This window comes from Streptomyces sp. HB132, from assembly GCF_016909575.1.
In the GTDB taxonomy this organism is placed as follows: domain Bacteria; phylum Actinomycetota; class Actinomycetes; order Streptomycetales; family Streptomycetaceae; genus Streptomyces.
The window spans coordinates 324,007-344,334 of sequence record NZ_JAFBGA010000001.1 but is presented as its reverse complement, the minus strand read 5'-3'; the positions used below and the strand labels follow the sequence as shown (position 1 = coordinate 344,334).

18 protein-coding genes are annotated in these 20,328 nt (G+C 69.7%); 3 read left to right on the top strand and 15 right to left on the bottom strand.

The annotated features are described in order from the left end of the window. Nucleotides 1-2 precede the first annotated feature (2 nt). From nuoL to JOC24_RS01660, 12 genes are read right to left on the bottom strand one after another with little or no spacing between them, the layout of a single operon-like run. Nucleotides 3-1,922, bottom strand: coding sequence for an NADH-quinone oxidoreductase subunit L (gene nuoL, locus JOC24_RS01715; protein ID WP_205018289.1), 1,920 nt, complete (start codon nt 1,920-1,922; stop codon nt 3-5). Nucleotides 1,923-1,934: 12 nt separating this feature from the next. Further along, nucleotides 1,935-2,234 carry an NADH-quinone oxidoreductase subunit NuoK gene (gene nuoK / locus JOC24_RS01710; RefSeq protein WP_104788158.1) on the bottom strand — a complete coding sequence of 100 codons (300 nt, stop codon included), beginning with the start codon at nt 2,232-2,234 and terminating at the stop codon, nt 1,935-1,937. Next, nucleotides 2,231-3,085, bottom strand: a complete 855-nt coding sequence (locus JOC24_RS01705; RefSeq protein ID WP_205018288.1) for an NADH-quinone oxidoreductase subunit J — start codon at nt 3,083-3,085, stop codon at nt 2,231-2,233. Before JOC24_RS01705 ends, nuoK begins: the two co-directional genes overlap by 4 nt. Next, nucleotides 3,082-3,678: an NADH-quinone oxidoreductase subunit NuoI gene (gene nuoI, locus JOC24_RS01700; RefSeq protein ID WP_205018287.1), complete on the bottom strand. Its 597-nt coding sequence runs from the start codon at nt 3,676-3,678 to the stop codon at nt 3,082-3,084. Before nuoI ends, JOC24_RS01705 begins: the two co-directional genes overlap by 4 nt. After that, complete coding sequence (gene nuoH / locus JOC24_RS01695) at nt 3,671-5,089, bottom strand: NADH-quinone oxidoreductase subunit NuoH (RefSeq protein WP_205018286.1); 1,419 nt, start codon at nt 5,087-5,089, stop codon at nt 3,671-3,673. The genes nuoI and nuoH overlap by 8 nt, the downstream gene beginning before the upstream one ends. Next, nucleotides 5,086-7,593, bottom strand: a complete 2,508-nt coding sequence (locus tag JOC24_RS01690) for an NADH-quinone oxidoreductase subunit G (RefSeq protein WP_205018285.1) — start codon at nt 7,591-7,593, stop codon at nt 5,086-5,088. The genes nuoH and JOC24_RS01690 overlap by 4 nt, the downstream gene beginning before the upstream one ends. After that, the gene (nuoF, locus tag JOC24_RS01685) at nt 7,590-8,963 is read right to left on the bottom strand and encodes an NADH-quinone oxidoreductase subunit NuoF (RefSeq protein ID WP_205018284.1); all 1,374 of its coding nucleotides are present in this window, start codon (nt 8,961-8,963) and stop codon (nt 7,590-7,592) included. Before nuoF ends, JOC24_RS01690 begins: the two co-directional genes overlap by 4 nt. Further along, nucleotides 8,963-9,787, bottom strand: coding sequence for an NADH-quinone oxidoreductase subunit NuoE (gene nuoE, locus JOC24_RS01680; protein WP_205018741.1), 825 nt, complete (start codon nt 9,785-9,787; stop codon nt 8,963-8,965). Before nuoE ends, nuoF begins: the two co-directional genes overlap by 1 nt. A gap of 29 nt (nt 9,788-9,816) precedes the next feature. Then, on the bottom strand, nt 9,817-11,175 hold the full coding sequence (locus tag JOC24_RS01675) for an NADH-quinone oxidoreductase subunit D (RefSeq protein WP_205018283.1): 1,359 nt from the start codon (nt 11,173-11,175) through the stop codon (nt 9,817-9,819). Continuing rightward, the gene (locus JOC24_RS01670) at nt 11,175-11,885 is read right to left on the bottom strand and encodes an NADH-quinone oxidoreductase subunit C (RefSeq protein WP_205018282.1); all 711 of its coding nucleotides are present in this window, start codon (nt 11,883-11,885) and stop codon (nt 11,175-11,177) included. The genes JOC24_RS01675 and JOC24_RS01670 overlap by 1 nt, the downstream gene beginning before the upstream one ends. After that, nucleotides 11,882-12,436 (bottom strand): NuoB/complex I 20 kDa subunit family protein, encoded by a 555-nt coding sequence (locus tag JOC24_RS01665; protein WP_014154689.1) that lies wholly within the window; start codon nt 12,434-12,436, stop codon nt 11,882-11,884. Before JOC24_RS01665 ends, JOC24_RS01670 begins: the two co-directional genes overlap by 4 nt. A gap of 17 nt (nt 12,437-12,453) precedes the next feature. After that, a complete protein-coding gene (locus JOC24_RS01660) occupies nt 12,454-12,813 on the bottom strand; it encodes an NADH-quinone oxidoreductase subunit A (protein ID WP_003992243.1) in 360 nt (119 codons plus the stop codon). Nucleotides 12,814-13,904: 1,091 nt separating this feature from the next. On the opposite strand from JOC24_RS01660, the gene JOC24_RS01655 reads away from it, so the two are divergent. Next, a complete protein-coding gene (locus tag JOC24_RS01655; protein ID WP_205018281.1) occupies nt 13,905-14,732 on the top strand; it encodes a C40 family peptidase in 828 nt (275 codons plus the stop codon). Nucleotides 14,733-14,798: 66 nt separating this feature from the next. Here the strand turns inward: JOC24_RS01655 and mptB are convergent, their stop codons facing one another. Together mptB and JOC24_RS01645 are read right to left on the bottom strand one after the other, a co-directional pair. Then, nucleotides 14,799-16,280, bottom strand: a complete 1,482-nt coding sequence (gene mptB, locus JOC24_RS01650) for a polyprenol phosphomannose-dependent alpha 1,6 mannosyltransferase MptB (protein ID WP_205018280.1) — start codon at nt 16,278-16,280, stop codon at nt 14,799-14,801. 41 nt (nt 16,281-16,321) lie between these two features. Beyond that, nucleotides 16,322-17,605: a geranylgeranyl reductase family protein gene (locus JOC24_RS01645; protein ID WP_205018279.1), complete on the bottom strand. Its 1,284-nt coding sequence runs from the start codon at nt 17,603-17,605 to the stop codon at nt 16,322-16,324. A gap of 97 nt (nt 17,606-17,702) precedes the next feature. On the opposite strand from JOC24_RS01645, the gene JOC24_RS01640 reads away from it, so the two are divergent. Then, nucleotides 17,703-18,221, top strand: a complete 519-nt coding sequence (locus tag JOC24_RS01640; protein WP_205018278.1) for a GNAT family N-acetyltransferase — start codon at nt 17,703-17,705, stop codon at nt 18,219-18,221. A gap of 13 nt (nt 18,222-18,234) precedes the next feature. Here the strand turns inward: JOC24_RS01640 and JOC24_RS01635 are convergent, their stop codons facing one another. Further along, nucleotides 18,235-18,927 carry a demethylmenaquinone methyltransferase gene (locus JOC24_RS01635; protein WP_205018277.1) on the bottom strand — a complete coding sequence of 231 codons (693 nt, stop codon included), beginning with the start codon at nt 18,925-18,927 and terminating at the stop codon, nt 18,235-18,237. A 461-nt stretch (nt 18,928-19,388) separates the two neighbouring features. On the opposite strand from JOC24_RS01635, the gene JOC24_RS01630 reads away from it, so the two are divergent. Beyond that, complete coding sequence (locus JOC24_RS01630; RefSeq protein WP_374104467.1) at nt 19,389-20,234, top strand: DUF3152 domain-containing protein; 846 nt, start codon at nt 19,389-19,391, stop codon at nt 20,232-20,234. Nucleotides 20,235-20,328: the final 94 nt, after the last annotated feature.

Genomic DNA, 20,328 nt, shown 5'->3' with positions numbered 1-20,328 from the left:
GATCAGACCGCCCTCATCAGCAGGGTCGCGGCGATGAGTACCGCCGCACCGCCGAACATCGAGACCGCGTAGGAGCGGGCGTAGCCGTTCTGCAGCTTGCGCAGCCGGCCGGAGAGCCCGCCCATCGAGGCGGCCGTGCCGTTGACGACTCCGTCGACCAGGGTGTGGTCGACGTAGACCAGGGAGCGGGTGAGGTGTTCGCCGCCGCGGACCAGGACCACGTGGTTGAAGTCGTCCTGGAGGAGGTCCCGGCGGGCCGCCCTGGTGAGGAGGGAACCGCGCGGGGCGACGACCGGGACGGGTTTGCGCCCGTACATCGACCAGGCGATGGCGACACCGATGACGAGCACCACCATGGTGGCGGCGGTGACGGTGGTCGCACTGACCGGTGCGTGTCCGTGGTCGTGCCCGGTGACGGGCTCCAGCCAGTGCATGAAGCGGTCGCCGATGGAGAAGAAGCCTCCGGCGAAGACCGACCCGAAGGCCAGCACGATCATCGGGATCGTCATGGACTTCGGCGACTCGTGCGGGTGCGGCTCGTGGCCCTCGCCCGCGGCGGAGCCGCCATCGGATGCAGTCGGCTGCCAGCGCTTCTCGCCGAAGAACGTCAGGAGCATCACGCGCGTCATGTAGAACGCGGTGATCGCGGCGCCCAGCAGCGTGACGGAGCCGAGGATCCAGCCCTCGGTGCCGCCCTTGGCGAAGGCCGCCTCGATGATCATGTCCTTGGAGAAGAAGCCGGACAGGCCGGGGAAGCCGATGATCGCCAGGTAGCCGAGGCCGAAGGTGACGAAGGTGACCGGCATGAACTTCCGCAGGCCGCCGTACTTCCGCATGTCGACCTCGTCGTTCATGCCGTGCATGACCGAACCGGCGCCGAGGAAGAGACCGGCCTTGAAGAAGCCGTGCGTCACCAGGTGCATGATCGCGAAGACGTAGCCGATGGGGCCGAGGCCCGCGGCGAGGATCATGTAGCCGATCTGCGACATCGTCGACCCGGCGAGGGCCTTCTTGATGTCGTCCTTCGCGCAACCGACGATCGCACCGAAGAGGAGCGTGACGGCACCGACGACCACGACGACCAGTTGTGCGTCAGGCGCCCCGTTGAAGATGGCGCCGGAGCGGACGATGAGGTAGACGCCCGCGGTCACCATGGTTGCGGCGTGGATGAGGGCCGAGACCGGGGTCGGGCCCTCCATCGCGTCCCCGAGCCAGGACTGCAGCGGCACCTGGGCCGACTTGCCGCAGGCGGCGAGGAGCAGCATCAGGCCGATCGCCGTGAGCTTGCCCTCGCTCGTGTCACCGGTCGCCTCGAACACGGGCCCGAAGGCGAAGGTGCCGAAGGTGGTGAACATCAGCATGATCGCGATGGACAGGCCCATGTCGCCGACCCGGTTGACCAGGAAGGCCTTCTTGGCGGCGGTGGCCGCGCTGGGCTTGTGCTGCCAGAAGCCGATGAGCAGGTACGACGCCAGACCGACGCCCTCCCACCCGACGTACAGCAGCAGGTAGTTGTCGGCGATGACCAGGATGAGCATCGCCGCGAGGAAGAGGTTCAGGTAGCCGAAGAAGCGGCGTCGCCGCTCGTCGTGCTCCATGTAGCCGATGGAGTAGACGTGGATCAGCGTGCCCACACCCGTGATCAGCAGGACGAACGTCATCGACAACTGGTCCAGCTGGAAGGCCACGTCGGCCTGGAACCCCTCGACCGGGATCCAGCTGTACAGGTGCTGGCGCAGGGTGCGGTCCTCGGCACCCCTGCCCAGCATGTCGGTGAACAGGACGGCACCGACGACGAAGGACGCGGCGGCGAGCGCCGTGCCGATCCAGTGTCCGGCCCGGTCGAGCCGGCGGCCGCCGCAGAGCAGGACCACCGCTCCGAGCAGAGGCGCCGCGACCAGCAGCGCAATCAGGTTTTCCACGATTCCGACCCCTTACAGCTTCATCAGGCTGGCGTCGTCGACCGAGGCCGAGTGGCGGGAGCGGAAGAGCGACACGATGATCGCGAGCCCGATGACGACCTCCGCGGCGGCGACGACCATCGTGAAGAAGGCGATGATCTGCCCGTCGAGGTTGCCGTGCATCCGGGAGAACGCCACGAGCGCGAGGTTGCAGGCGTTGAGCATCAGCTCGACGCACATGAACACCACGATCGCGTTCCGCCTGATCAGCACGCCGGAGGCACCGATCGTGAACAAAAGGGCCGCGAGGTAGAGGTAGTTGACCGGATTCACTTGGCGACCTCCTCCTCTTCTTCCGCAGGGTCACGGTCCGGTCCGCGGTCACGGCCGAGCCGCTCCCCGGAACGCTGTTCGAGCGCCTTGAGGTCGGCGAGCGACTCACTGGACACGTCACGGATCTGTCCGCGCTGCCGCAGCGTCTGCATGACGGTGAGCTCGGACGGCGTGCCGTCCGGGAGCAGTCCCGCGACGTCCACGGCGTTGTGCCGGGCGTACACACCGGGAGCGGGCAGGGGCGGTACGTGACTGCTGCGCACCCGCTCCTGGGAGAGCTCCCGCTGTGTCTTGGCGCGTTCGGTGCGCTCGCGGTGCGTGAGCAGCATCGCGCCGACGGTCGCGGTGATCAGCAGGGCGCCGGTGATCTCGAACGCGAAGACGTACTTGGTGAAGATGAGGTTGGCGAGCCCCTCGACGTTTCCGCCGTGCCGGGCGTTCGCCGTCCCCAGACCGTTGAACGTCTTCAGGGACGCCTGTCCGATGCCCGCGATCAGCAGGATGCCGAAGCCGAGTCCGCAGGCGGCGGCCAGCCAGCGCTGGCCCTTGAGCGTCTCCTTCAGCGAGTCGGCCGCCGTGACACCGACGAGCATGACCACGAAGAGGAACAGCATCATGATCGCGCCCGTGTAGACGACGACCTGGACGATGCCCAGGAAGTAGGCGCCGTTGGCGAGGTAGAAGACCGCCAGCACGATCATGGTGCCGGCGAGCGACAGTGCGCTGTGCACCGCCTTCTTCATCAGGACGGTGGAGAGCGCGCCGAGGACGGCCACGGTGCCGAGGATCCAGAACTGGACGGCCTCGCCGGTCGACGTGGTGGTGGCGGCTGCGGCCAGGGTGGCGTTCACACGTCCACCTCCTTGTCCGTCTCTCCCTTGGAGACGGCGACCTGGCGCTCCGCGCCGGGAGCGGCCTCGGTCACCAGGCCGCGGTAGTAGTCCTGTTCGTCCATGCCGGGGAAGATCGCGTGCGGGCTGTCGACCATGCCTTCCTCAAGCCCCGCGAGCAGCTCGTCCTTGGTGTAGATGAGGCTCTCGCGGGTGGTGTTGGCGAGCTCGAAGTCATTGGTCATGGTCAGTGCCCGGGTGGGACACGCCTCGATGCACAGTCCGCACAGGATGCAGCGCGCGTAGTTGATCTGGTAGACGCGGCCGTAGCGCTCGCCCGGGGAGTAGCGCTCCTCGTCCGTGTTGTCCGCGCCCTCCACGTAGATCGCGTCCGCAGGACACGCCCAGGCGCAGAGCTCGCAGCCGACGCACTTCTCCAGACCGTCCGGGTGACGGTTGAGCTGGTGCCGGCCGTGGAAGCGCGGCGCCGTCACCTTCTGCGTCTCCGGGTACTGCTCGGTCAGCCGCTTCTTGAACATGGCCTTGAAGGTCACGCCGAAGCCGGCCACAGGATTCTGGAACTTCTCTCCTGAGGGTTCCGATGACTCAGACACCGTCAGCCTCCCTTCCGTCACTCGAACTTCCGGCTGCCGCATTCTCGTCACTCCGAGTATCCGGCCCGCCACTGACAACGAGCTCCCGCTCGCGCCGAGGCGTGCGGCGCGGCACCGGCGGCAGCGTCTGGCCGGGCAGCGGCGGCACCGGGTACCCGCCCGCCATCGGGTCGAACGCGGGTTCCGGTCCGGCCGCCTCCTCGGCGGCCCTGGTCTTCCGGTCGCGGAAGGTGTCGGCGACGAAGGAGATCAGCAGGACCGCGATCACGGCTCCGGCGACGTACAGGAGGATCTTCGAGTAGTCGTAGCCCTCGTTGTTCAGCGCCCTGACGGTGGCGACCAGCATCAGCCAGACCACGGAGACCGGGATCAGGACCTTCCAGCCGAGCTTCATCAGCTGGTCGTAGCGGACACGGGGCAGGGTGCCGCGCAGCCAGATGAAGAAGAAGAGGAGGAGCTGCACCTTGATGACGAACCAGAGCATCGGCCACCAGCCCTGGTTGGCGCCCTCCCAGAAGGTGCTGACCGGGTACGGAGCCCGCCAGCCGCCCAGGAACAGGGTGACGGAGACCGCGGAGACGGTGACCATGTTGACGTACTCGGCGAGCATGAACATCGCGAACTTGATCGAGGAGTACTCGGTGTTGAACCCGCCGACCAGGTCGCCCTCGGACTCCGGCATGTCGAACGGGGCCCGGTTGGTCTCGCCGACCATCGTGATGACGTAGATGATGAAGGAGACCGGCAGCAGGAGGATGAACCAGCGGTCCTCCTGTGCCGCCACGATCTCCGACGTGGACATCGAACCGGAGTAGAGGAACACCGACGCGAAGGCCGCGCCCATCGCGATCTCGTAGCTGATCATCTGGGCGCAGGAGCGCAGCCCGCCGAGCAGCGGGTACGTCGACCCGGAGGACCAGCCGGCCAGCACGATGCCGTAGATGCCGACCGAGGCGACCGCGAGGATGTACAGCATCGCGATCGGCAGGTCGGTCAGCTGCATCGTCGTACGGTGGCCGAAGATCGACACCTGGTTGTCGGAGGGGCCGAACGGGATCACCGCGATCGCCATGAACGCCGGTGCGGCGGCCACGATCGGGGCCAGGACGTAGACGACCTTGTCGGCCCGCTTGACGACGACGTCCTCCTTCAGCATCAGCTTGATGCCGTCGGCGAGCGACTGGAGCATGCCCCAGGGGCCGTGCCGGTTGGGGCCGATGCGCAGCTGCATCCAGGCGACGACCTTGCGTTCCCACACGATGGAGAACAGCACGGTCACCATCAGGAACGCGAAGCAGAACACCGCCTTGACGACGACGAGCCACCAGGGGTCCGTGCCGAACATCGACAGGTCCTCGGCTGCGAGGACGGCACCCTGCGGCGCCGCGGCGAGTTGGGCGAGGCCGGTCACTCTCCTACCTCCGTTGTCACGACGTGGGAGCCCGGGGCGGCCGGACCGATCCGTACCAGGCCGCCCGGCCGGGCACCGGTGTCGGCGGGGACGCCCCGTCCGACGGAGTTGAGCGGCACCCACACCACCCGGTCCGGCATCTCGGTCACGGCCAGCGGGAGTTCGGTGGTGCCGGCGGGTCCGGTGACGGCCAGCAGATCGCCGTCCTTCACCCCGGACTCGGCAGCGGTGCCCGGGGAGAGCCGGGCGACCGCCGCGTGCCGGGTGCCGGCCAGCGCCTGGTCGCCCTCCTGGAGCCGGCCCCGGTCGAGCAGCATCCGGTGGCCCGCGAGGACCGCCTCGCCGTCGCCGGGCCGGGGCACCGGGGTGGAGGCCACCCGCGGGTCGTCGGCGCGGCCGCCCTCCCAGCCGCCGAGGCGGTCGAGTTCACGGCGGGCCGCCCTCAGATCGGGCAGTCCGAGGTGTACGTCGAGCGCGTCGGCCAGCATGTGCAGCACCCGCGCGTCGGTCGGGCAGAGCGTCCTCGGCATCTGCTCGGGCTTCAGCGCGGCTTCGAACAGCCGCGCCCTGCCTTCCCAGTTGAGGAAGGTGCCGGGCTTCTCCGCGACGGCCGCCACGGGGAGGACCACGTCGGCGCGCTCGGTGACGGCGCCGGGCCGCAGCTCCAGCGAGACCAGGAAACCGACCTCGTCCAGCGCCTTGAGCGCCCCGGCCGGGTCGGGCAGGTCCTCGGGGTCGACGCCCGCGACCAGCAGTGCGCCCAGCTCGCCGGTGGCCGCGGCCTCCACGATCTGGCCGGTGTCGCGGCCGAAGCCGGAGGGGAGTTCGGCGACGCCCCAGACGGACGCCACCTCCTCCCTGGCCCGGGGGTCCGTCGCGGGACGGCCGCCGGGCAGCAGCGACGGGAGCGCCCCCGCCTCCAGCGCGCCGCGTTCGCCGGCCCGGCGCGGGATCCACACCAGTGCGGCGCCGGTGGCCGCCGCGGTGCGCACGGCGGAGGTCAGTCCGCCGGGTACGGCGGCGAGCCGCTCGCCCACCACGATCACGGCGCCTTCGCCGCGCAGCGCCTCGGCCGCGACGGCTCCGTCACTCTCCAGGCCGATCCCGCCCGCGAGGGCGTCCAGCCATTCGGTCTCGGTGCCGGGCGCGGCGGGAAGCAGCGTGCCGCCCGCCTTCTCCAGGCCCCGGCTGGCGTGCGAGGCCAGCGCGAACGTCCGCTGTCCGTGCTTGCGGTGGGCCTTGCGCAGCCGCAGGAAGACGCCGGGGGCCTCCTCCTCGGACTCGAAGCCGGCCAGCAGGACCGCCGGGGCCTTCTCCAGCGCGGTGTACGTGACCCCGCTGCCGTCGAGGTCCAGGCCGCGTCCGGAGACCCGAGCGGCGAGGAAGTCGGCCTCCTCACCGCTGTGGACGCGGGCCCGGAAGTCGATGTCGTTGGTGTCGAGGGCGACCCGCGCGAACTTGCTGTACGCGTAGGCGTCCTCGACGGTCAGTCGGCCGCCCGTGAGGACACCGGTCCTGCCGCGTGCCGCCGAGAGACCGGCCGCCGCGGCTTCCAGTGCCTCGGGCCAGCTCGCGGGTTCCAGCACACCCTCCGCGTTGCGTACGAGCGGGGTGGTGAGCCGGTCGCGCTGCTGGGCGTAACGGAAGCCGAAGCGGCCCTTGTCGCAGAGCCACTCCTCGTTGACCTCCGGGTCGTTGGCGGCGAGCCGCCGCATGACCTTGCCGCGCCGGTGGTCGGTCCGGGTCGCGCAGCCGCCGGCGCAGTGCTCGCACACCGAGGGCGTCGACACCAGGTCGAAGGGCCGGGCGCGGAAGCGGTAGGCCGCCGAGGTGAGGGCCCCGACCGGGCAGATCTGGATGGTGTTGCCGGAGAAGTACGACTCGAAGGGGTCGCCCTCGCCGGTACCGACCTGCTGGAGCGCGCCGCGCTCCAGCATCTCGATCATCGGGTCGCCTGCCACCTGGTTGGAGAACCGGGTGCAGCGTGCGCAGAGCACACACCGCTCGCGGTCCAGCAGCACCTGGGTGGAGATGGGGACGGGCTTCTCGAAGGTGCGCTTCTTCCCGTCGAAGCGGGAGTCGGCGCCGCCGTGCGACATCGCCTGGTTCTGCAGGGGGCACTCGCCGCCCTTGTCGCAGACCGGGCAGTCCAGCGGGTGGTTGATGAGCAGGAGCTCCATCACCCCCTTCTGGGCCTTCTCCGCGACCGGCGAGGTGATCTGCGACTTGACGACCATGCCGTCGGTGCACGTGATGGTGCAGGACGCCATCGGCTTGCGCTGGCCCTCGACCTCGACGATGCACTGCCGGCAGGCACCGGCGGGGTCGAGGAGCGGGTGGTCGCAGAAGCGCGGGATCTCGATGCCGAGCAGTTCGGCGGCGCGGATGACGAGGGTGCCCTTGGGCACGCTGATCTCGATGCCGTCGATCGTGAGCGTGACGAGGTCCTCGGGCGGAACGGCCGCCTCGCCGCCCCCGGAGGGCGCACTCGTGGTGACTGTCATGCGTTCACCCCCCGGTGAGCGTTCTTGTCGTCTTTGTCGTCGGCCCAGAGGGTCGACCGTGCGGGGTCGAAGGGGCAGCCCTTGCCTGTGATGTGCTGCTCGTACTCCTCGCGGAAGTACTTCAGCGAGGAGAAGATCGGCGAGGCCGCGCCGTCGCCGAGGGCGCAGAAGGACTTGCCGTTGATGTTGTCGGCGATGTCGTTCAGCTTGTCGAGGTCGGCCATCTCCCCCTTGCCCGCCTCGATGTCGCGGAGCAGCTGGACGAGCCAGTAGGTCCCCTCGCGGCACGGCGTGCACTTGCCGCAGGACTCGTGTGCGTAGAACTCGGTCCAGCGGGTGACGGCGCGCACCACGCAGGTGGTCTCGTCGAAGCACTGCAGTGCCTTGGTGCCGAGCATCGATCCGGCCGCGCCGACGCCCTCGTAGTCCAGGGGCACGTCGAGGTGTTCCTCGGTGAACATGGGGGTGGAGGAGCCGCCGGGGGTCCAGAACTTCAGGCGGTGCCCGGCCCGCATGCCGCCGCTCATGTCGAGCAGCTGGCGCAGGGTGATGCCGAGCGGGGCCTCGTACTGGCCGGGGCTGGTGACGTGTCCGCTGAGCGAGTACAGCGTGAAGCCCGGGGACTTCTCGCTGCCCATCGACTTGAACCAGTCCTTGCCCTTGTTCAGGATCGCGGGAACCGAGGCGATGGACTCGACGTTGTTCACGACGGTGGGGCAGGCGTACAGACCGGCGACGGCGGGGAAGGGCGGACGCAGCCGGGGCTGGCCGCGCCGTCCTTCGAGTGAGTCGAGGAGCGCGGTTTCCTCACCGCAGATGTAGGCGCCCGCGCCCGCGTGCACCGTGAGTTCGAGGTCGATCCCCGAGCCCAGGATGTCCTTCCCCAGGTAGCCCGCCTCGTAGGCCTCGCGCACGGCCTCGTGCAGCCGCCGCAGCACGGGGACCACTTCGCCGCGCAGATAGATGAAGGCGTGCGAGGAGCGGATCGCGTAGCAGGCGATCACGATGCCCTCGATGAGGCTGTGCGGGTTCGCGAAGAGGAGTGGGGTGTCCTTGCAGGTCCCCGGCTCCGACTCGTCGGCGTTGACGACGAGGTAGTGCGGCTTCCCGTCGCCCTGCGGGATGAACTGCCACTTCATCCCGGTGGGGAAGCCGGCGCCGCCGCGTCCGCGCAGACCGGAGTCCTTGACGTACGCGATGAGGTCGTCGGGCGGCATGGCCAGGGCCTTGCGCAGACCCTCGTACCCGTCGTGGCGGTGGTAGGTGTCCAGCGTCCAGGACTCCGGCTCGTCCCAGAAGGAGGAGAGGACCGGGGCCAGGAGCTTCTCCGGGCTGGTCCCGTTCTTGTCGATCTCGGCTGCCAAGGTCATCACTCCCCCTCCTCGGCGGCGGGCCCGGCCGGGTGCTCCGGGTCGGAGGCCGAGGTCTGCTGTGGCGCGTCATGAGAGCTGAGGTGCTCGGCGCCCTTCTGCGGCTGGTCGCCCGGGGCCTCGCCCCGGGGGCCGACCACGCGCGTCTGCGGGGCGGTCTCGCCCTTGGCGAGCTTCAGCCCGACCAGGGAGGCGGCGCCGGCGCCGCCGCTCGCCTCGACCGCGCCGGGACGCCGGTCGGGGAAGCCGGCGAGGATGCGCGCCGTGTCCTTGTAGCTGCACAGCGGCGCGCCCCGGGTGGGCTCGACGGTGCGGCCGGCGATCAGGTCGTCGACGAGCCGCGTCGCGCTCTCCGGCGTCTGGTTGTCGAAGAACTCCCAGTTGACCATCACGACCGGGGCGAAGTCGCAGGCCGCGTTGCACTCGATGTGTTCGAGGGTGACCTTGCCGTCGGCAGTCGTCATGCCGGCCTCGTCGTTGCCGACACCCAGGTGCTCCTTGAGCCGGTCGAAGATGGCGTCGCCGCCCATGACCGCGCAGAGGGTGTTGGTGCAGACCCCGACCTGGTAGTCACCGCCGGCCCGGCGGCGGTACATCGTGTAGAAGGTGGCGACCGCGGTGACCTCCGCTGTGGTGAGGCCGAGCTGGTCGGCGCAGAACGCCATGCCCGTACGGGAGACGAACCCCTCCTCGGACTGCACCAGGTGCAGCAGCGGCAGCAGCGCGGAGCGGCTGCCGGGGTAGCGGGCGATCACTTCCTTCGCGTCCGCTTCGAGCCGGGCGAGTACGTCGGCCGGGTAGGCGGGGGCGGGGAGCTGCGGCATCCCCAGGCTGACTTCTTGGTTGGACGCGGTCACCGGTCGACGCCTCCCATCACGGGGTCGATGGACGCGACGGCGACGATGACGTCGGCGACCTGGCCGCCCTCACACATCGCCGCCATGGCCTGGAGATTGGTGAAGGACGGGTCGCGGAAGTGGACCCGGAAGGGGCGCGTGCCGCCGTCCGAGACGACGTGCACGCCGAGCTCGCCCTTGGGGGACTCTATGGCGGTGTACACCTGCCCGGCCGGGACCCGGAAGCCCTCGGTCACCAGCTTGAAGTGGTGGATCAGGGCCTCCATGGAGGTGCCCATGATCTTCTTGATGTGGTCGAGCGAGTTGCCGAGGCCGTCGGGTCCCAGCGCGAGCTGCGCGGGCCAGGCGATCTTCTTGTCGGCGACCATGACCGGTCCCGGCTCAAGGCGCTCCAGGCACTGCTCGACGATCCTGAGCGACTGGCGCATCTCCTCCAGCCGGATGAGGAAGCGCCCGTAGGAGTCGCAGGTGTCCGCGGTCGGTACGTCGAAGTCGTAGGTCTCGTAGCCGCAGTACGGATCGGTCTTGCGCAGGTCGTGCGGGAGTCCGGCGGACCTGAGGACCGGGCCGGTGGCGCCGAGCGCCATGCAGCCGGTCAGGTCGAGGTAGCCGACGTCCTGCATACGGGCCTTGAAGATGGGGTTGCCGGTGGCGAGCTTGTCGTACTCCGGCAGGTTCTTCTTCATGGTCTTGATGAACTCGCGGAGCCGGTCGATCGCGCCCATGGGAAGGTCCTGGGCGAGTCCGCCGGGACGGATGAACGCGTGGTTCATCCGGAGCCCGGTGATCAGCTCGAAGAGGTCGAGGACGAGTTCACGATCGCGGAATCCGTAGATCATGATCGTCGTGGCGCCGAGTTCCATACCGCCGGTGGCGATGCACACCAGGTGCGAGGAGATCCGGTTGAGCTCCATCAGGAGCACCCGCAGGACGGTGGCCCGGTCGGGGATCTGGTCCTCGATGCCGAGCAGCTTCTCGACCCCGAGGCAGTACGCCGCCTCGTTGAAGAACGGAGTCAGGTAGTCCATGCGCGTGACGAAGGTGGTGCCCTGCGTCCAGTTCCGGAACTCGAGGTTCTTCTCGATGCCGGTGTGGAGGTAGCCGATGCCGCAGCGGGCCTCGGTGACGGTCTCGCCGTCGATCTCCAGGATCAGCCGCAGCACGCCGTGCGTGGAGGGGTGCTGGGGACCCATGTTGACGATGATGCGTTCGTCGTCCGACTTGGCGGCGGACTCGACGACCTCGTCCCAGTCGCCGCCGGTGACTGTATATACAGTCCCCTCGGTCGTGGCGCGGGCGTCGGAGAGCGGCGTGCCGGAGGGACCCGGGGAAGCCTGGGAATGGGGAGTAGTCATCAGCTGTACGACCTCCGCTGGTCCGGAGCCGGGATCTGGGCGCCCTTGTACTCGACGGCGATGCCGCCGAGCGGGTAGTCCTTGCGCTGCGGGAAGCCCTGCCAGTCGTCCGGCATCATGATCCGGGTCAGGGCGGGGTGCCCGTCGAAGACCAGTCCGAAGAAGTCGTAGGTCTCGCGCTCGTGCCAGTCGTTGGTCGGATAGACCTCGACGAGCGACGGGATGTGCGGGTCGCTGTCCGGCGCGGACACCTCGAGGCGGATCAGCCGCCCGTGGGTGAGCGAGCGCAGGTGGTAGACCGCGTGCAGCTCGCGGCCCTTGTCCCCCAGGTAGTGGACGCCGCTGACGCCCGTGCACAGCTCGAAGCGAAGGGCGGGGTCGTCGCGCAGGGTGCGGGCGACCTGGAGCAGGTGCTCGCGGGCGATGTGGAAGGTGACCTCCCCCCGGTCGACGACCGTCTTCTCGACGGCGTTGCCGGGGAGCAGGCCCTGTTCCTCCAGGGCCCCTTCCAGCTCGTCGGCCACTTCGTCGAACCAGCCGCCGTAGGGCCGGGAGGACGCCCCCGGAAGGGTCACCGTGCGGACGAGTCCGCCGTAGCCGGAGGTGTCGCCGCCGTTGTTGGCGCCGAACATCCCCTTGCGTACGCCGATGACCTCGCCGGTGTCGTCGCGCGGGGCGGGCGCCCCGCTGTCGTTCTGTTCGTCGCTCACCGCAGCAGCCCCTTCATCTCGATCAGGGGGAGTGCCTTGAGAGCCGCCTCCTCCGCCTCGCGGGCGGCCTCCTCCGCGTTGACCCCGAGCTTGGAGCCCTGGATCTTCTGGTGGAGCTTGAGGATGGCGTCGATCAGCATCTCGGGACGCGGCGGGCATCCCGGCAGATAGATGTCGACCGGGACAATATGATCAACACCCTGAACAATGGCGTAATTATTGAACATTCCACCTGATGACGCACAAACCCCCATGGAGATCACCCACTTGGGGCTCGGCATCTGGTCGTAGACCTGCCGCAGGACGGGCGCCATCTTCTGACTGACCCGCCCCGCGACGATCATCAGATCCGCCTGCCGCGGCGAACCGCGGAAGACCTCCATCCCGAACCGGGCCAGGTCGTACCGCCCCGCGCCGGTCGTCATCATCTCGATGGCGCAGCAGGCGAGGCCGAAGGTGGCCGGGAAGACGGACGACTTCCGCACCCAGCCGGCGGCCTGCTCGACAGTGGTCAGCACGAAGCCGCTCGGCAGCTTCTCTTCGAGTCCCATGTGTGCCCCTCAGCCCCTCAGTCCCATTCCAGGCCGCCCCGGCGCCACACATACGCGTAGGCGACGAAGACGGTGAGCACGAAGAGCAGCATCTCCACGAGCCCGAAGATCCCCAGGGCGTCGAAGGTGACCGCCCAGGGATAGAGGAAGACGATCTCGATGTCGAAGACGATGAACAGCATCGCCGTCAGGTAGTACTTGATCGGGAAACGGCCACCTCCGGCTGGAGTCGGGGTGGGTTCGATACCGCACTCGTACGCTTCGAGCTTTGCTCGGTTGTACCGCTTCGGGCCGATAAGCGTGGCCATGACCACGGAGAAGATCGCAAACCCTGCCCCTAGGGCGCCGAGCACGAGGATGGGCGCGTAGGCATTCACGCTCCTCGCTCCTTCCAGTCGTCCTTGACCGTTGGACCGCATCGGGCGACCGGCTCGCCACCTCATCAAGATCGTGCACATGTGAGGCAGTTCACAAGCCCGACTGCCCCGCATCCTATGCCTGCCGTCCTGTGATCTGCGACACGGGGTGCACCAACGTCTTTGTGATCTCCACCACCTGACGAACGATCATGAAGACGGATGAGCGGTGATCTTCGTACGCGAAGCGGCCGTGCGGTTACGAGACGTGACATCTTGGAGCGTTACCGCTGGTCAAAGGCTCACGGCACTATCAATCGGCGGACCGTACAAGCAAATTGGCGGTGGACACCGAGCTGGTGATATAGGAATCGGCTCCATACGCCGGCCACCCGGACGGGGTGCCTCCGGTACCGATGTGGACAATGCGCACGCATTCACGAACTTCCGGGCACACGGCGACGCGGGGCGAACGCGCGGCACACCCGGGTCGGGGCGCACGGGTGCGCGGGGCCCGGGACACGGGACACGGCGAGCGGGCAACGGGGCACAGCGAGCGGGGCAGTGGGGGCGGCGCGCGGGACACCGGGAGATCGAGGGGCGCGACGGGCGGATCACCGCCCGGACCCACCCGGCGCCCCGGTCGGCCCGCCCGGCCGAACCCCTTCGGTCGACCCCGGCGGCCGGCTCCGGTCACCCCGGGGCGTCCCCGGTCGGCTGATTCGGCGACCGACCCCCGACGGGCCGCCCTGAAAACGGACATGACTCGCCAATAGGTCAGGTCACCACGCGAGGGCGGCCGATCGCGCCCCGCACGCGGCGCGCGGCCGCGCGGTTGCCTCTCACGGAAGAGCCACGTTGTGACCTGCATCACTCCATGCCTGCTCCAAGAGAAGCGGGCTTGGCCAACCGTGTGAACGGATGGTAAGCGACGGGCAATTCGGGCGTATTGATTGAATGCCGTGATCACAGGGGTGCACCGAGGTGCCCGATTTGCCCTTTAGGGCGTCAATAAAGGCCCCCAATAAGCGGATTCATGGATTCCGAACGTAACTGTGTCGCAACACACGTTTCTTGATGGGACCCCTACAGCCCTGATAGCGCTAGTACCCATGTCCCACACCGCTCACATACCCAGCCACCGGAAGCCCCGCCGAAGCGCCTCGAAGACGGCCCTGCGGGCAGGAGTTGCCGGTGGCATGCTCAGCACCATCGCGGTCGCGGGTGCCGCCGGTCCGGCTCAGGCCGAGCCGGTGACCCAGACCATCGAGATGCCCACCATCACAGCCGGGCTCTCCGAATCCGTCGCCGCGTCCGCGCAGGCAACCAAGGCGCTCGCCCTCGACCTGGAGACCCAGGCGCACGAGGACGCAGCGGCCAGCACAGCAGCCAAGACCGCCAAGAAGGCCAAGGCCGAGGCGGTCCGCAAGGCCGAGGCCAAGAAGAAGGCCGAGGCAGCCGCCGAGGCGGAGGCCAAGGCCAAGGCCAAGGCCGCCGAGCGCGCCTCCCGCTCCGCCGAGCGCACCACGCTCAGCGCGTCCTCCGGCTCCTCGTCCTCCTCCGCCACGTCCTCCTCCAGCGCCACCGGGTCCGCCGCGTCCGTCGTCGCGTTCGCGCAGTCCCAGGTCGGCGACGCGTACGTCTCCGGCGGCACGGGCCCGAACTCGTGGGACTGCTCGGGTCTGGTCCAGGCCGCCTTCGGCTCGGTGGGCATCGACCTGCCGCGTGTCTCGCAGAGCCAGTCGACGGCGGGGACCCAGGTCTCGCTCGACAACCTCCAGCCCGGCGACATCCTGTACTGGGGCGGCGCGGGCAGCGCCTACCACGTCGGGATCTACGTGGGCGGCGGCCAGTTCGTCGGTGCGCAGAACTCCAGCACCGGTGTCGTTCAGCAGACGCTGGACTACGACCCGCCGTCGGGCGCGGTCCGCGTTCTCTGATTCACAAGCTCCGCACGCCTGAGCGCGACCACGGGCCGTCACTCCGCCATCCGGAGTGACGGCCCGTCATCGTGCCGTGGGCGCGTCCGCCTCCACGGCGGCTTCCGTCGGCCGGCGCTGGCCCGGCAGACGTCCCCGCTCCCCGTCGGCCCGCTCCCGGCGCAGGAGCGCCACCCCCACCGCGCACACGAGGGCCGCCAGCACGAAGCCGTACGGCGGGGTCGAGCCCGAGGGCTGCGTCTCGTAGACGAGCGCGGCCGACAGCACGGTCACCGCGCCCATGGCCCGGCCGCCGCTCGCGGTGGCGGCCAGCACCGCCGTGGCCCACAGCAGGTACCACGGCTGCACCATCGGCGAGAGCGCGACGAGGACCAGCAGAGCGGTGCCCAGGGCGCGAACGGGTTCCGTACGTCCGGTCGTCGCGTGCCAGGCGAGTCGGACGATCAGCACCAGCGCGACCAGCAGGCCCAGGTTCTGCACGGCGGCCTTGACCGGGTCCGGGTCGGTTCCGGCCAGCAGACGCAGGAGTTCACCCAGGCCCAGACCGATGTCGCTGCTGAGGGACAGCGCGGTGTGGATGCGTGCCGCGACGCTCTGGGTCCCGATCCAGCCGAAGCCGGTGCCGCCGAGGAACGTCAGGCCCACGACGACGGCCCCCGCGACCAGCCCCGGAGCCAGCAGCCCCTTCGCCACCCGCCGTGCCACCGGACCGCTCGCGGCCCGGCCCACCAGGACGCCGACGAACAGCAGCGCCACCGCCGCGGGCGACTTCACCATCATGGCGAGCCCGATGACCGCCGACCCGGTGATCCACCTGCCGCGCAGGGCGAGCAGTACGCCGGCCAGCATGAGGCCGGTCATCAGCCCGTCGTTGTGGACACCGCCGACCACGTGGATGAGCAGCAGCGGGTTCAGCGCCCCGAGCCACAGCGCGGCGCTCTCGCTGCGGCCGTGTTCCCGGGCGAGATTCCGCAGGGCCCAGGCGATCAGGACCAGCGAGCCGAGGGCGATCAGGCGCATCCCCAGCACCGCGGGCACGATCGTGCCACCGGTCGCCCAGGCCACGCCGCGCGCGAGGAGGAGGAAGAAAGGCCCGTACGGCGCCGGGGTGTCCGTCCAGTGCCCGCCGACGCTCGCCGCGGCGTCACCGCCCGGCCCGTCGGGGTCGAGGACGGACGGCCCCACGCTGTAGACGTCGTGGCCTTCGAGGACCATCGCGCCCTGCGCGATGTAGCTGTAGACGTCTGCGCTGTACAGCGGGGGCGCGAGGACCAGCGGCGCCGTCCACCATCCGAGGGTGGCGAGGGTGTCGCGTACGGAGGCTCCGGCTCTCCCGTACAGCCACCAGGCGACGACGAGCACCGTGAGTCCGCCGTAGGCCAGTGCGTAGCCCGCGGCTCTCACTCCGGGGCCGTGGGCCACCCACAGGCCCCACGGGTCGTGGGCCGGGAGCGTGCCGACGGCCCAGCCTCCCAGCGCGATCGCCGCCGACCCGGCAGCGCCGAGACGCCGGAAGCCGACGGTGGTCCATGCGCCTTTTGCCCCCATGGTCCGAACCTATCGCAGCGCGGGCGGCCGGGCGTCGGCGGTCAGGCCTTGGGCGCCACCTTCGAGAGGCCGTTGATGATGCGGTCCATGGCGTCGCCGCCCGTCGGGTCGGTGAGGTTGGCGAGCATCTTCAGCGTGAACTTCATCAGGAGCGGGTGGGTCAGACCGCGCTGGGTGGCGATCTTCATGACCTGCGGGTTCCCGATCATCTTCACGAAGGCGCGGCCCAGCGTGTAGTAACCGCCGTAGGTGTCCTTCAGGATCTTCGGGTAGTGCTGCAGGGCCAGTTCCCGCTGCGCCGGGGTGGCACGGGCGTGGGCCTGGACGATGACGTCCGCGGCGATCTGGCCCGACTCCATGGCGTACGCGATGCCCTCGCCGTTGAACGGGTTGACCAGTCCGCCCGCGTCCCCGACGAGCAGCAGGCCCTTGGTGTAGTGCGGCTGGCGGTTGAAGGCCATCGGGAGTGCGGCACCGCGGATCGGCATCGTCATGTTCTCGGGGGTGTAGCCCCAGTCCTCCGGCATGGAAGCGCACCACGCCTTGAGCACCTCGCGCCAGTCGAGCTCCTTGAAGGCCGCCGAGGAGTTGAGGATGCCCAGACCGACGTTGGACGTGCCGTCCCCCATGCCGAAGATCCAGCCGTAGCCGGGCAGCAGGCGGTCCTCGGCGCCGCGCCGGTCCCAGAGCTCCAGCCACGACTCCAGGTAGTCGTCGTCGTGGCGGGGCGAGGTGAAGTACGTGCGGACCGCGACGCCCATCGGGCGGTCCTCGCGGCGGTGCAGGCCCATGTGGAGGGAGAGCCGGGTGGAGTTGCCGTCGGCGGCGACGACGAGCGGGGCGTGGAAGGTGACCGGGGTCTTCTCCTCGCCGAGCTTCGCGTGGACGCCGGTGATGCGGCCGGTGCGCTCGTCCTTGACCGGTTCCCCGACGTTGCAGCGCTCGTACAGTCGCGCGCCTGCCTTCTGCGCCTGACGGGCCAGCTGCTCGTCGAAGTCGTCACGCTTGCGGACCAGACCGTAGTCCGGGTAGGAGGCGAGGTCCGGCCAGTCCAGCTGGAGGCGGACGCCGCCGCCGATGATGCGCAGGCCCTTGTTGCGCAGCCAGCCGGCCTCTTCGGAGATGTCGATGCCCATGGAGACGAGCTGCTTGGTGGCGCGCGGGGTGAGACCGTCGCCGCAGACCTTCTCACGCGGGAAGGCCGTCTTCTCCAGGAGGAGGACGTCGAGTCCGGCCTTGGCGAGGTAGTACGCGGTCGTGGAGCCGGCTGGGCCCGCTCCGACGACGATCACGTCCGCGCTGTGTTCGGAGAGGGGCTCGGTCACGGTCGGATCTCCCGAAGACTCGAATTCGCGTGCCGCGCGGCACATGTCGCGTGCAGTCTATGGGTGCCTGCTGATCAACCTCCCGAAGGGCTCCCCGATGACGCACGCACCTGGCTCGACCCCGTCCGTACATCTGCGCGTCCCCACCGACGAGGACGCCCTGGCCTGGTACCGGGTGTTCGACGATCCGGAGGTCATGGAGTTCCACGGCGGCCGCAGGGCGGAGTACTCCGTGTACGAGGAGTTGACCGCCCGGCAGCGCCGACACGACGCCGAGCTCGGCCACTGTCTGTGGACGGTACTCGACGACACCGGCGCGGTGCTCGGCTTCACGGGCGCCCAGCCCTGGCCGCACACGTCGTTCGGCCCGGTGGGCGAGGTCGAGATCGGCTGGCGGCTGGGCAGGGCCTCCTGGGGGCACGGTTACGCGACCGCCGCCGCACACGTCACGCTGGAGCGGATGAGGGCGCTCGGTGTGCCGGAGGTCGTGGCGATGATCAACACGCGGAACGCCCGGTCGGTGGCGGTGGCCGTACGTCTCGGCATGCGGCAGGCCGAGACGTACACGAGTCCGGTGTCGGATCAGGAGGCGTACTGCTTCCGGCTGGAACTCTGAGCCCCTCGCGGAGTCAGGCGCGCACGCCCCGGTGGAGTGCCACCACTCCGCCGGTGAGGTTGCGCCAGGCGACGTCCGACCAGCCGGCCTTCTGCAGCAGCGTCGCGAGGCCGGCCTGGTCGGGCCAGGCGCGGATCGACTCGGCGAGGTAGACGTAGGCGTCCGGGTTGGAGGACACGGCCCGCGCGACCGGCGGCAGCGCGCGCATCAGGTACTCGGTGTAGACGGTCCGGAAGGGCGCCCACGTCGGCTGGGAGAACTCGCAGATCACGACACGGCCACCGCGCCTGGTGACCCGGTACAGCTCGCTGAGCGCGGCACCGGTGTCCTGGATGTTGCGGAGCCCGAAGGAGATGGTGACCGCGTCGAAGGTCTCGTCCTTGAACGGGAGCTTCGTGCCGTCGCCCGCGGTGAACGGCATCCACGGGTGGCGTTCCTTGCCGACCCGGAGCATCCCGATCGAGAAGTCGCAGGGCACCACGTAGGCACCGGCCCGCGCGAACGGCTGCGAGGACGTCGCGGTCCCGGCCGCCAGGTCGAGGATCTTCTGGGCCGGTCGGGCGTCGACGGCCCGGGCGACCTCCTTGCGCCAGAGCCGCGCCTGTCCGAGCGACAGCACGTCGTTGGTGAGGTCGTAGTTCGCCGCCACGTCGTCGAACATCGAGGCGACTTCGTGCGGCTGCTTGTCCAGGGATGCTCGGGTCACCCTCCCATTCAAGCAGCCCCGCTCCCCGTCTCTCGCGGCGGCGTGGGACGGCTGCGGACTTCGGGCCCGGATGCGCCCGCTCGGTGGCGTACACGTCGTCCGGACGACCGCGGGACACCCTGGCCTTCGATCGCCTTCGGCTTTCTGGAACAGCACCCCCCTGATCCGCGTCTCACCGGGAGAGGAGAAAGGGGTTTCCGCACCGGCGTCCGCCCGGCAACTCCTGGGCGGGATACGGGGGGGGCGGACTGCTGGACGTCTCGCGAGGTACGCGGACCGGCACCCGGTGCTCGAGCAGCAGGTCAGCGTGCGGGCCGGATGATCCAAACGACCTGGACGACCACATCGAGACCACGGATACTTACCGGAACATGCACAGTGGAGACACAGAGCGAATACGGCGGGCCGGTGCGCCCGCCCCGGGATCGCGGGCCTTACGCACACGTTCCCGGAAGCGGGCCATGGCCCGCCGAAGACAGCTGCGGCGAAGACGGACGGCCCTGGCCGGCGCCGTGTTCGCGTCGGTGGCCGCGGCGGCGTTCCTCTACGTCGCCCCGCCGTGGCAGGACGACGGCTCCGCGCTCGCGGCCGACCGTGAGCCGGCCCGGCCCCCGGGGACGGGATCACCCTCGTCGTCGGCCCCCGTCACACCCGAGGCGTCGGCTTCGCCGAAGCCGTCGCCGAGCCAGAAGGCCTCGAAGTCGCCAGAGGGCTCGCGGGACGAGGAGTCCGTCGACCCGGACTCCGTACCGGCCTCGGGCCCCGGCGTCTTCACCGTGGCGCGCGAGGGCGTCTCGTCCAAAGGCGGGGGCAGCCGCTACCGCGTCGAGGTGGAGGACGGCATCGGAGTGGATCCGGACAGCGCGGCGGAGGACATCGCGGAGATACTCGCCGACCCGCGGGGCTGGGGCAAAAACGGAAGCCGCACCTTCCGCCAGGTCGCCGACGGACCGGCCGGGCTGGTGATCCGGATCGGGACGCCGAAGACCACCGACCGGCTCTGCGGGCAGTACGGGCTGAACACCCGGGGCGAGGTGAACTGCCGCGGCGGGGAGAACGTCATGGTCAACCTGGCCCGGTGGCAGCTGGGTTCACCGACGTTCGACGGTCCCGCGTCGGAGTACCGGGCGCTGATCATCAATCACGAGGTGGGCCACTGGCTGGGCCACGGCCACGAGACCTGCCCCGGCCCCGGCAAGCCGGCCCCCGCCATGATGCAGCAGATCAAGGGGCTGAAGGGCTGCACGTCCAACGCCTGGCCGTACGACGGGAACGGCCGCTACCTGGGAGGGCCGTCCGTGCCGTGAGGACACCGCCGGGGCTTCCCGGGGAGCCGGAACCGCGGCGCGTGGTCCTGACACTCCCCGGGAAGGCGGCACCACTGCCCTCGAAGCCACGGGA